A 12,070-nucleotide genomic window follows, 5' to 3' on the forward strand; every position below is an offset into this window, starting at 1 on the left:
TCAGGCCCGCTTAACACACTCACTGTGCCAGACGTTGAGCCAACTGGCGCAGTTGTTCGGCGATTTGCTTCAAATCCTTGTCATTGTGCTCGCGTGGCCCGGTGGAATTACGGATCACCAACTTGGCCGACAGAATGGACGAGGAACGTGAGACTTCACTCTCGCTGGTGTTAAGCACCTTCCTGACGGCTTCTTTGCCCTGCAAGTCAAGATCCAGCGAGACGGTGGTCAGCGCCGGAAAGAAGAAGGCGCTTTCATAAGCGTCATCATAACCAATGACCGATTTTTGCCCCGGAACCGGCAATTGGTTCTGATGGAAGGCGCTGAGCAGACCGAGTGCCATTTGATCGTTTCCCACCAGCACCGCCGAAAAATGCGGAGTTTCACGCAGCATCTGCAATGCACCTGCATAGCCACTTTGCGCATCCCAATTGCCGTGCAGCACGGTAACCGGCGTCAGGCCGTAATCCTGCAGCGCTTCCTGCCAGTTTTTCAGCCGTAAATTGGCGGATATCGAGTACTGCGGACCAGCCAGCAAGGCAATGTCGCGATGCCCAAGTTCATAAAGATACTTAACGCTGGCACGGGTACCGTCCGCCGGATTGAAGGAAACGTTAAATACCGAGCTGTAAGGATCGACGTCGAGAAACAGACAGGTGATGTCGTCGTTGTCCGCTGCAATTTTTTCCGCCACCGCCGTTTCCAGCGGTACGTTAATGATCACCTTCTCTACCCGCTGCGATTTTAGATCGTTGATCGAGTCTTGTATGCCATGATTGACGTTCTCATCAATCATGGATATCAGCACCTGATAACCTTCCGCATTAGCGTAACGCTTCACCGCCGCCGCCACCTGGGAAGGGGCGTGCAGTGCCAGTGAAATAGTCACCAACCCCACAGTGCGGCTCTGCTTGCCGACCAGTTGTTGTGCCAGGCGATTTGGCACGTAGCGAAGCAGTTCAATAGATTGCTCCACCTTGCGGCGCGTGCCCTCAGATACATTGGCGGACTTGTTCAACACCCGCGAAACTGTCTGATAAGACACACCGGCATGGCGGGCAACATCCTCTAAAGTGGTACTTTTCGACTTCATAACCCATTCCCTGTGATTGCTCTGTACGGATTGTAGCAGGCGTGTCCGTTACAACACAGTTAACCGGGTCACACCCAATGAATTTCCACAAAAGTTATTCGTTCACATTCCATGCATTCGTGATCCTCTTCACTAACCGTTACAAATCCCGCTGTTTTATTTGCACTAAATCACAATAAATCAATAACGCGATTGTTTGTTGTCATGATTAACCATTCTATTGCTGCGTGGATGTGAACGTAATACAAAAAACATAATGAGGCATACATGAAAACAAGACTACGCACATTGTCTGTCGCTTTGGCGATGGCGCTTTCCTCACCGGTCGCCTTTGCCGTCGAGACCCCAGGGATCGATTTCCATGGCTACCTGCGTTCCGGGGTCGGCGTATCTCAGGACGGTGGATTAGAAGAATGGCAGAAAAACAAAATTGGCCGTCTGGGTAACGAGTCCGATACCTACGGTGAAATCGAACTGGGCAGTGAAGTCTACAAAAAGAACGACGTCAGCTTCTATCTCGACACTATGGTCAGCATGGTATCGGACGGCTCGAACGACAGCGAAACCACCCTGGGAGATGACGCCGAATTCGGGTTGCGTCAGCTTAATCTGCAAATCAAGGGACTGATCCCGGGCGACCCGAACGCGGTGATTTGGGGCGGCAAACGTTACTATCAACGCCATGACCTGCACATCATCGATACCAAGTATTGGAATATTTCCGGTGCCGGTGCTGGCGTGGAGAACTACACCCTCGGCCCAGGCACGATTTCGGTAGCCTGGATCCGCGGCGACGGCAACGACGTAGACTATCGCGTCGACAACACTAACGACCTCAATATCAACTATCTCGACCTGCGCTATGCCGGTTGGAAGCCGTGGACCGGCGCCTGGACCGAGTTCGGTATCGACTATGCGATGCCAAACCCGACCAACAAGCAAAAAGAGTACGGGGGTCTGTACGACGCTGAAAACGGCGTGATGCTGACTGGCGAGATAAGTCAGGACATGCTGGGCGGCTATAATAAAATGGTGTTGCAGTACGCCACCAAAGGTCTGGCGCAGAACATGGTGTCCCAGGGCGGCGGTTGGTATGACGTCTGGAACAACACCCGCGATGCCACCGGTTATCGGGTGATCAATACCGGCCTGATCCCGATTACCGATAAGTTCTCTCTCAACCATGTGTTGACCTGGGGTTCAGCCAGCGATCTCAGCGATACGATCGACAAAAGTAACCTGATCTCCCTGGTGGGCCGGGCGCAGTACCAATTCACACAGTACGTGCGCGGCATTGGCGAAGCGGGCGCTTTCTACCAGAAAGATGACCACAAGGACGGCAGCCACTACAAGCAAGGCGGCGAGAAATACACGCTGGCGTTGGGGCTGGCGGATGGGCCAGAGTTCATGTCCCGCCCTGAATTGCGCGTATATGCTTCCTACCTCAATGATTCTGAGCAAGGCAATTCATTCAAGGACGGCACCGCCAGCAATACCTGGAACTTTGGCGTACAGGTTGAAGCCTGGTGGTAAGCGGTATAATTCAGGATAAATAACGGCTTTCGATTTATTGGCAGTAGCTTAATTCTCTCATCATTATCTTCTGTGTCTTTGACGATGCTCTCCGGTTGCTGTCGTCCATTGGTAACCACCCTTGGGTGGTTACCAATTATTTTTATTTCTGCTGATTAACTGAAAAACGCTCAGCCAGTAATTTACGCAAATTATCTGATTGCTTGCCAAATATCGCGTGAACTTCCTGGCCAATAATAATGACACCCAAAGCGCCCGACTGCTGCAATCCTTCCGTATCGACTTTGGCTAAATCCGTCACCGTCACGCGCAAGCGAGTAATACAGGCATCGACATGCTGGATATTTTCTCGCCCTCCCAGATAGCGCATCAGCGTTTCTAAAAAAGACATGTCGACACTATTATCTTTCACCGCTAATTTCGGGTGCGAGAAATAATGCGTAAAGGCTTTCAAACTGATCATGGTTATTTCCTCATAAGATACAGGCGTAAAAAAACGCCCGTTCGGATGAACGGGCGCAAGGGGAAGAAACTATGCCAGCTTGCGGGTCAATATGCGGCAGCCCCAGGGGGCCAGAGCCATTTCGCCCTGTAGCGTCGCAGCAGTTGTCATATCGACATACTCCGCTGGCAGCGCCACATCTTTCACCTTGTCGCTGTAGTTTTGCACGATAATAAACTCGGAGTCTCCGTCGGTGCGCCGCTGTGCGGTCACGCCGGGCGGCAATGCGGTGTCCAGCGCACGCGGCAACGCCAGCTGTTGCGCTATCGCCATCAAGAAATCACTCTGGAAAGCGGCGTCGTTGCGCGAAGCAACGTACCACGCCTTGCCTTCGCCAAAGCGATTGACCGTCAACGCCGGGCGACCGGCATAGAAATCGCCGCCGTAGACCGCCTGTACGGTGGCCCCCTCCAGGTTGATTAACTCACACAGATGGCGCGCCTGATAGCTGCCCTGCAAGCCCAACTCATTGCCCGGCACACCACGAATGCTGTTGGCTTCGTCATCCGTCAGGCTGTCGATCTCTTCCGCCCAGATCCCAAGCAGCGGGCGCAGTGGCCCAGGGAAACCGCCCAGATGGCACAGATCGCTCTCATTGACGATGCCGCTCCAATAGCTGGCGACAAACTGCCCGCCCTGCCGGACAAAGGCTTCCGCCCGCGCGGCAAAGCCTTCGCGCACCATATACAGCATTGGCGCAACCACCAGCTTATAGCCGGAAAGATCGCAATCGGCGTTGATGATATCCACCGCAATGCCCTGTTCCCAAAACGGACGATAATGATCCACCACCGTCTGCTCGTAATGCAGCCCGGCGTTGCGCGGCCCCTGGGCATCGTCCATTGCCCAGCGGCTTTCCCAGTCAAAGATAATCGCCACCCGCGCCTCGACCCGGCTACCGGCGACCGGTGCCATGGCGGCCAGCAGGCGGCCGAGTTCGCTTACCTCCTTGCCGACCCGGGTATCCAGCCGCCCGGAATGGTCAATCACTGCACCGTGGAATTTCTCCACCGAGCCGCGGCTTTTGCGCCACTGGAAGTACTGCACCGAATCCGCACCATGCGCAACCGCCTGCAATGAGGACAGAATATGCATGCCCGGCTTCTTCAGCTTGCTGATCGGCTGCCAGTTGGTCACGCTTGGTGTCGACTCCATCAGCACAAAAGGTTTACCCTGCTTCAGAGTTCGCATCAGGTCGTGGAACATGGCGGTATAACAGGCCAGACCGGTTTCATCCTGCCGGTTATGCCACATCGGGTAGCTGTCCCAGGAGATGAAATCGATGACCTTCGACATCTGCCAGTAATCGTAATCGTAGAAGTATTCCATAAAGTTGGTGGTGGCCGGCAAGTTTGGATTGGCCGCCTTCAGCGGCGCAATTTCCTGTGCGCAGAAATCGGTCGCCTGAGTGCTGCAAAAACGCCGCCAGTCCAGGTTCAAACCGTGAATCGACACTTCCCCCTGCGGCGCGGGCGACTCAATCTGCGACCAGTCGCTGTAGGTATGGCTCCAAAAATCGCTCCACCAGGCCTCATTCAACTGATCCAGCGTCTCATAACGCTTCTGCAACCAAGCGCGGAAATCGCTTTGGCAACGGCGGCAATGGCATTCTCCGCTGTATTCGTTAGAAATGTGCCAACCGATCACCGCCGGGTGGTGCGCATAGCGCTGCGCCAATTGCCGGTTGATCTCACTCACCTTGCGGCGATACGTCGGGGATGACAGGCAGTGGTTATGTCGACCGCCGTGCAGCGCCTGAACCCGATTGCGCCCCACGCGCAATACCTCCGGATATTTCTGCGACAACCACGCCGGGCGTGCGCCGCTTGGGGTAGCCAAAAATACGTGAATGCCTTGTGCATATAATTTATTCAACACCTCGTCCAGCCAGGTGAATTGATACTTCCCCTCTTCTGGCTCAATCTTCGACCAACTGAATATCCCCACTGACATAATATTGCAGTTAGCCTGCTTCATCAGCTCTATATCTTTCTCCACCATGCCCGGATAATTACCCCATTGTTCCGGGTTATAGTCAGCCCCATGCAATAAGCCAGGCACCTTTGCACTCAAAGGAGGAAATTTATTCATCATAATTCCTTAGAAAATAATTACTGAAATTCTTTATTAATGACGGCAAAATTAATTAAATGACTTTAATGAAGGCAACACTTTCCCCCGGCAATCGAATAACGCCTGATTTTCCCGCGCGTTGCCATCCTTGCCAGATTCGCCGATATATTTCATCCCGGCAGGCGTAGCCCAACCGGCGCCCGGCACGGCGATCCAGGTCGGCTCCCAATAAAACACACCTTTGCCACGCTGATCCGGCACGTTAATAATGCTCTGCATCAGATCGCGAATAAAATCGGCCTGCCCCTGCACGGTGCCCGGATATCCCCCATCCTGCGCTTCTTTGGCGGAGAAACTGTTGTCGGTATCGTCGCAATTTTCCAGGCCGTAGCCGTAAGCGGCCTCTACCACAATCACGTCTTTGTTATACCGCTTGCTGATGTCGTCCATATTGGTTTGCAGCTTTGAGATGGGGCCGTCCCAATAGGTGTACATCGACAAACCTATGACATCGAACGGCACATTGCGCCGGGTTATCTCGTCAAACCACCAACGGAAAGTGTCATTCTTGGTGCCCTCGGCCAAATGCAGCATGATTTTCACCTGTGCAGGCGAATCGAGGTTTTCCCGCAGTCCGGCGATCGCCGCGTTCAGCAACCCGGCCAGGCGATCGAACTCTCCGCCGCCCTGGCCCCAGCTTTTGCCTTCCGGCCACAGAATGCCGCCATTAATCTCATTACCGATCTGCACCATATCCGGCAAAACGCCTTGCTGCTTGAAGCTGGCAATGGTGTCGCGGGTATAGTCATGGATCGTCGTTTTCAGTTGGTCATAGCTCATGTTGTCCCAGGCCTTAGGCTTGAACTGCTTGCCGGGATCGGTCCAGAAGTCGCTGTAATGGAAATCCAGCAGCAGCTTCATCCCTTGCGCCTTGACGCGCTTGGCCAGCGCCAGCGTGGTGGCGAGATTATTGTTGCCGGCACCATAAGGTTGGCCTGCGCTGTCCTGCGGATCGACCCACAGGCGCAGGCGCACATAGTTCACGCCGTTGTGTTTGAGGATCACCAGCGGATCCTGCTGAACGTCGTTCTGGTCGTAGAACTTGCCGCCGTGCTGCTCCACGTCCGCCAGGGTAGAAATATCGACGCCCTTGATAAAGCCGGCCGGAACATTGCTCAGCGGTTTAATGATGACGCTATCCGCCGCAAACGCCGTGGCGGACAGCAGCCCGGCCGCCAGACACAGGCTTAATAAAGCCGGTTTGAATTTTTGCATCGCATTATCCTTTTGTGCTGCCAGAGGTCAGGCCGGAAACAAAGTACTTTTGCAGGGCCAGGTATAAGATGGCGACCGGCAGCGCGATCAACACCGCCCCCGCCGCGTAGGTGGTGTAGCTGGCGCCCATCTTTTGCGACACCAGGTTATACAGGCCGATGGGCAGCGTATATTGGTCCGGGGTACGCAAAATGGTGCTGGAGAGAATGAAATCCCCCAGCGGGCCGGTAAACGAGAACAGCGCCACCACGGCGATAATCGGTTTGGAGAGCGGCATGATGATCTCGATGAAAATCCGGAAGTTACCGGCGCCGTCCATGCGGGCAGATTCGTCCAAATCCTTCGGAATCGCATCCAGATAGCCCTTCATCAGATAGGTGTTCATCGGGATCATCCCCGCCACGTAGATCAACACCAGCGCCATATGGCTGTTGATCAGCCCCAGCAGCTGCGACAGCACAAAAATGGCAATCAGCGCGGAGAACTGCGGGATCATCTGCAACAGCAGGAACAACATCAGGCCGTTCTGCCGCCCCTTGAAGCGAAAGCGTGAAAACGAATAGGCGGTAAAACTGACGCTGATCAGCGTCAGCACCATGGTCAGGAAGCTGATTTTCATCGAGTTCCAATACCAGGTCAGGTAATTGACCTTGCCGTTGAACAAGTCGGCATAGTGCTGAAACGACAGATTTTCCGGGATGATCGAGCTGCTCAGCAGGCTGTTGCCGGCATTGAGCGACGCGCCGAGGGTCCACACCAGCGGGTAGATGATGATGACGGACACCAGAATGATCACCAGCCAGGACAGCGATAAACGCACCCACTTCTCTTTCTTGATGCTCTTTGACATTGCTCTCCCCTTAGGCCGCGTCATCGTTCTTGAACGAATTGGTGGCGCGGAACTGCCACAGCGCGATGCCCACCACGAAAATCGACAACAGAATGGTGATGGTGGCGGCGATGGCGTATTGCGAAGACGACATCGTCAGCTTGTAGATCCAGGACACCAGAATATCCGTCCCTCCGGCGTTGGAACCGGCCACCGCCGGGCCGCCGTTATTGAACAGGTAGATGATATTGAAATTGTTAAAATTGAAGGTGTATTGCGTGATGATGATCGGCGCAATCGAATAAAGCACCAGCGGCAGCGTAATGGTACGCAGCTTGGTCCAGGTGCTCGCCCCGTCCATGGTCGCGGCTTCGTACAGGTCATCCGGGATCGCCTGCAGCACGCCGGTGGTCATGGCGAACACAAACGGGAAACCCAGCCAGGTCTGCATCAGGATCAGCGCTGTTTTGGTCCAGAACGGATCGGTCATCCAGGCTTTCGGCGCAATGCCGAAAAACGCCAGAATGGCATTGTTGATCACCCCGAACGAGTCGTTGAACATACCGGCGAACACCAAAATTGTAACGAAGCCCGGTACTGCCCAAGGCAAAATGAAAATGGTGCGGATCAGCGGTTTGAAACGTAAATCCTTCTGATTGACCAGGATCGCCAACATCACCCCTACCGTGCATTGCAGCGTGGTGGCCAGCAGCGTCCAGACCACGGTCCATTGCAGCACGTCAAAGAAGGTGGAGCGCCAGATCGACAGGGTGAAGATATTGATAAAGTTCTTGAACCCGACCCAGTCAACCAGCTTGGCCGGTGGCGTGTGATACAGGTTGTAGTTGGTGAAAGCGATAGAGAAGCCAAACAAAATGGGGAAGATCACCACGAACACCAACAGGATAAACCCCGGCGTGATCATCAGATAAGGGAAGCCTTCGCTCAGCAGCATCTGGTATTGCTTGCGTACGCTGTTCAGCGCCACACCGGCATCGCGCTTTCTGCCATTCACCCAGGCGTCGCGTATCGACAGGCCGTAAACCGCCAGGCCAAAGCCAATCACCAGTACGCTGAGGATCCCCTCCGCCAACAGGAAAATGGAGTTATCGCGTGGCACTTCACTGCCGAGCGTATACAGCCCCCACAGCCCTTCGGTGAGGAACTGCCAGGTCACCCCGACAAAGCTGCTGAGCAGCACCAGAAAGATCAGCCCTTTCGCCCATTGGCGATGATAGAACTGACCAAACCCGGGGATCAGCGCCAATATCAGCGCCCCCACGGAATGGCTGTATCGGCCCCGGTCGGCGGACAACTTTTCACTTGGAGTGACAATCACACATTGCTCCTTCTTGAAAACGGGAGGAGACCTCCCGTTGCTCGGTTACTGGTTGCTGGCCTGCATCGCTTCGATCTGCATTTTGATTTGTTTGACGGCATCGTCCAGCGCCGCTTTTGGCGGCTGTTTGCCGGTCATGCTCAGTTCCAGCGCCGCGTTGGCCGGCCCCCAGACTTCCTGCATTTCCGGAATGCCCGGCATGGCGGTCGCGTGGCTGGCCTGAATGGCTACCGCACTGGCCCTTTCGTCGTTCTTGATCAGCGGATCCTCAATCATCGCCACCAGCGGAGGGATCTCTTTGGTCACCTGATAGCGCGTTTTCACGTAGGCCGGCTGATTGATAAATTCGAGAAACTTCTGCGCCAACGCCTTATCCTTGCTCCAGGTGGAGACCACGTAGCCTTTCACCCCCAGGAAAGAGTTCATGGGTTTGCCGTTCGGCAAGGTCGGCAATGGCGCTACGCCATAGTTGATGCCCGCGTCGGCATAAGGCTGGAAGGCCCACGGTCCGTTGATCACCGCAGCGGCTTTCTTCTCGGTGAACAGGGAATCGATAGCGTTCAATCCGCCATCGCCGATGATGCCCGTCGGGAACAGACCATCGGCGTAGAATTTTTTCAGATAGGTCACGGCGTCAACGGCGCCGGGCGTGTTCAGGCCGATATCCAGCGGATTCAGCCCGCCTTTACCGTCGTTGCCGAAGATATAACCGCCCATGCCGGCGATCGCGCCGCGGCTGTAATAAATCTGGTCAAACTTGGCCAGCAGGCCGTATTTTCCCGCCGCACGCTGCCGTTTGGAAAAGTCGTAATAGGCTTCCAGATTAGCCAGCGGCTGCGGCAGCAGATCCTTGTTGTAAATCAGCACCAGCGTTTCTACCGCTTTCGGCACGCCGTACAGCGTTTGATTCATGGTGAACGCGCCGATGGACGGCTTGGTGAACGCGTCGGCTGCGGCCTGATCCAGCTTTATCGGCGATAACAAACCTTGCACCACCGCTGCACCCACCTGATCGTTAGGGATCACCAGCACATCGGGGCCGATACCGGCCGGGCCGTCCAGCCGCAGCTTTTCAATCTGCTGCGCGAACGGCATTTCCAACACGTTAACCTTTACGTTGTTCTGTTTTTCGAAATCGGCGATGGCACCCTTGATGCCGTCGGACTTCTTGATGTCTTCCCAGACGGTAAGCTGTTGGCCTGCCGCTGCGAGGGCGAAACCGGAATATTGACTGGCCGCCAATGTGGCCAGTACCAGAGCAGTGATTGTTTTGGTTTTCATTACCCACCTCATGTGAAGGTATTACATTTCTTGTTTTATCACTTTGGAATTAGATGCTTTAGACCAGTCACAATGTTCGGTATTACAACGCTTAATGCGATAACCTTGCCATTGTCTCGGTTTGTTATACGCTACGCTGAGAACCGCACCAACTCTATACAATTATCACCATTGTGTGATCGTTATTGCAGAAATGAAAACCGATGATATGGCTTGAAATCCAGCGCAGTTATAGTCTTTTCAAGACTTTCTGGCCGTTATGACAATGAGAAAATAACTGTTATACGTATTACATAAAGACGAGAAAACAGCCAGAAGACACCCTGACAGGGTTTGCCTATCGATAACTTCCGAGGATCAACAAGATGTCCAGCATAAGACTGCGGAATGTCACCAAGCGTTTTGGTAAAGCGGTGACGTTGCACAATATCAACCTTGAGATTAAAGGCGGCGAATTCGCCGTGTTCGTGGGGCCGTCAGGCTGCGGTAAATCTACGCTGTTGCGCATGATTGCCGGGCTGGAGGAGATAAGCGACGGGGATATCCTGATTGGCGAAGAACGGGTTAACGATGTGGCCCCCTCTCACCGGGGCGTAGCCATGGTGTTTCAGTCCTACGCGCTCTACCCGCATATGACCGTCGCCGAAAACATGGGTTATGGGTTAAAGGTGAACGGAACGCCAAAAGAAGAGATCCGCCATCAGATCGAGATGGTGGCAAAAACCTTGCAGCTTACCCACCTGCTGGACAGAAAACCCAAACAGCTTTCCGGTGGCCAACGCCAACGTACCGCTATCGGGCGTGCCATCGTGCGCAATCCCAAAGTCTTTATGTTCGATGAACCGCTTTCCAACCTGGATGCCGAGCTGCGGGTCGATATGCGCCTGCATATCGCCAAGCTGCACCAGGAGCTGAAGACCACCATGGTGTATGTCACCCACGATCAGGTTGAAGCGATGACGCTGGCCGACAAGATTGTGGTCATGAATTACGGCAAGGTGGAACAGATGGGCGCGCCGATGGCGCTGTATTACAACCCGATCAACAAATTCGTCGCCGGGTTTATCGGCTCGCCGAAGATGAACTTTTTACCGGCCACCGTAGTGAGCTGGACGCCAGAACGCCTGACTGTATCCATCGGCGCAGACAAAACCCTGGAACTCACCCTCGCCACCCTGCAGATCGCTGCCGGCGAGCCGGTGACGCTGGGTATTCGCCCCGAGCACCTGACGACCCACTCCGACTCACCGTTACGCCTTGATTTCCACTGTGAGGTGGTTGAACGGCTCGGCAACAATACCTACCTGTTTGGCCAATGCCACGGTCACGATGGTTTTAAAATGCTGCTGCCCGGCGATGCGAACTTCCGGCCCTATCAAAAATTGCAACCGGGATTCCAGGCACAGCAATGCCTGGTGTTTGACGCCGACGGCGCGCGTATCAGCGCCGATATCGTCATTCCGCAATCCTGATATCACGAGATCATGGGGGTTCCGTGGAAGGCGGCCAACCTGGCGATGCCCCCCTCAGCAGACTGCGCAGAAACAGCATAATCAACCGGCCCGAGGGATCGGCCCCCCCATGGGTACGTTGCAAAGCCAACCCGTGCGCCATCGCCATAAAAGCCGCCGCCAGCTCATGGGGTTCTGCGGGCGGCGTTTTACCCAGCTGCTGAAACAGCGAGGCTATCACCGCGCCAATTTTTGCCTGATGGGTATCCCAGACCCTTTGATACTCGATGGCGAAGGCCGGGCTGCGCTGCGCATGCAGTTGCAGCTCTATCGACAGCATGCACCAGTCCACCTCCAGATTCAGGGTCGCCGACCAGGCCTCCAGCGCCGCAACGATCTGCTCTGGACTGCCCATATCACGCTGGGTCAGGCGGGTAAGCTGGGCCGCCTCTGTTTCCATATGCCGCTGCAACAGTTGCAACAGCAGATCCTCCTTGGAGGCGAAATTGGAATAGAACGCCCCCTGTGAATAGCCAGCCTCGCTGGCAATATCGCGGATCGACGTGCCGCCATAACCGCCGACAATAAACAATTGGCGAGCGGTTTCAATCAGCCGTTCTCTGGTCTGATGTTGGCTCTCCTCACGGGTTAATCGTTTTTTTATCGTTTTCATCTGTATCAACTTTACGCGGAT

General features: G+C 54.6%; 10 protein-coding genes. 2 read left to right on the forward strand and 8 right to left on the reverse strand.

Features of this window, described 5'->3' with window-relative positions; translation table 11 throughout:
• Window positions 1-19 precede the first annotated feature (19 nt).
• Complete coding sequence (locus tag OCH02_RS05810) at window positions 20-1,093, reverse strand: LacI family DNA-binding transcriptional regulator (protein WP_261430342.1); 1,074 nt, start codon at window positions 1,091-1,093, stop codon at window positions 20-22.
• 267 nt (window positions 1,094-1,360) lie between these two features.
• Here OCH02_RS05810 and OCH02_RS05815 point away from each other — a divergent pair, with 267 nt between their 5' ends.
• Window positions 1,361-2,626: a maltoporin gene (locus tag OCH02_RS05815; protein ID WP_261430344.1), complete on the forward strand. Its 1,266-nt coding sequence runs from the start codon at window positions 1,361-1,363 to the stop codon at window positions 2,624-2,626.
• A gap of 142 nt (window positions 2,627-2,768) precedes the next feature.
• Here the strand turns inward: OCH02_RS05815 and OCH02_RS05820 are convergent, their stop codons facing one another.
• The 6 genes from OCH02_RS05820 to OCH02_RS05845 all read right to left on the reverse strand — a co-directional run bounded on the left by OCH02_RS05820 (window position 2,769) and on the right by OCH02_RS05845 (window position 9,925).
• The gene (locus OCH02_RS05820; RefSeq protein WP_261430346.1) at window positions 2,769-3,089 is read right to left on the reverse strand and encodes a glucose PTS transporter subunit EIIB; all 321 of its coding nucleotides are present in this window, start codon (window positions 3,087-3,089) and stop codon (window positions 2,769-2,771) included.
• A gap of 69 nt (window positions 3,090-3,158) precedes the next feature.
• Window positions 3,159-5,219, reverse strand: coding sequence for a beta-galactosidase (locus tag OCH02_RS05825; RefSeq protein WP_261430348.1), 2,061 nt, complete (start codon window positions 5,217-5,219; stop codon window positions 3,159-3,161).
• A 51-nt stretch (window positions 5,220-5,270) separates the two neighbouring features.
• A complete protein-coding gene (locus OCH02_RS05830; protein WP_261430350.1) occupies window positions 5,271-6,476 on the reverse strand; it encodes an arabinogalactan endo-beta-1,4-galactanase in 1,206 nt (401 codons plus the stop codon).
• Window positions 6,477-6,480: 4 nt separating this feature from the next.
• Entirely contained in the window at window positions 6,481-7,350 is an 870-nt protein-coding gene (locus tag OCH02_RS05835; RefSeq protein WP_410001232.1) for a sugar ABC transporter permease, read from the reverse strand.
• Complete coding sequence (locus tag OCH02_RS05840; RefSeq protein ID WP_410001233.1) at window positions 7,337-8,644, reverse strand: carbohydrate ABC transporter permease; 1,308 nt, start codon at window positions 8,642-8,644, stop codon at window positions 7,337-7,339. The genes OCH02_RS05835 and OCH02_RS05840 overlap by 14 nt, the downstream gene beginning before the upstream one ends.
• A 45-nt stretch (window positions 8,645-8,689) precedes the next feature.
• Entirely contained in the window at window positions 8,690-9,925 is a 1,236-nt protein-coding gene (locus OCH02_RS05845; protein WP_261430352.1) for an extracellular solute-binding protein, read from the reverse strand.
• A gap of 365 nt (window positions 9,926-10,290) precedes the next feature.
• Between OCH02_RS05845 and OCH02_RS05850 the strand changes: the two genes are divergently transcribed.
• A complete protein-coding gene (locus OCH02_RS05850) occupies window positions 10,291-11,397 on the forward strand; it encodes an ABC transporter ATP-binding protein (RefSeq protein WP_261430353.1) in 1,107 nt (368 codons plus the stop codon).
• 10 nt (window positions 11,398-11,407) lie between these two features.
• On the opposite strand, the gene OCH02_RS05855 is transcribed toward OCH02_RS05850, so the two are convergent.
• Window positions 11,408-12,049: a TetR/AcrR family transcriptional regulator gene (locus OCH02_RS05855; protein WP_261430354.1), complete on the reverse strand. Its 642-nt coding sequence runs from the start codon at window positions 12,047-12,049 to the stop codon at window positions 11,408-11,410.
• Window positions 12,050-12,070: the final 21 nt, after the last annotated feature.

It is taken from the genome of Serratia quinivorans (genome assembly GCF_946227985.1).
In the GTDB taxonomy this organism is placed as follows: domain Bacteria; phylum Pseudomonadota; class Gammaproteobacteria; order Enterobacterales; family Enterobacteriaceae; genus Serratia; species Serratia quinivorans_A.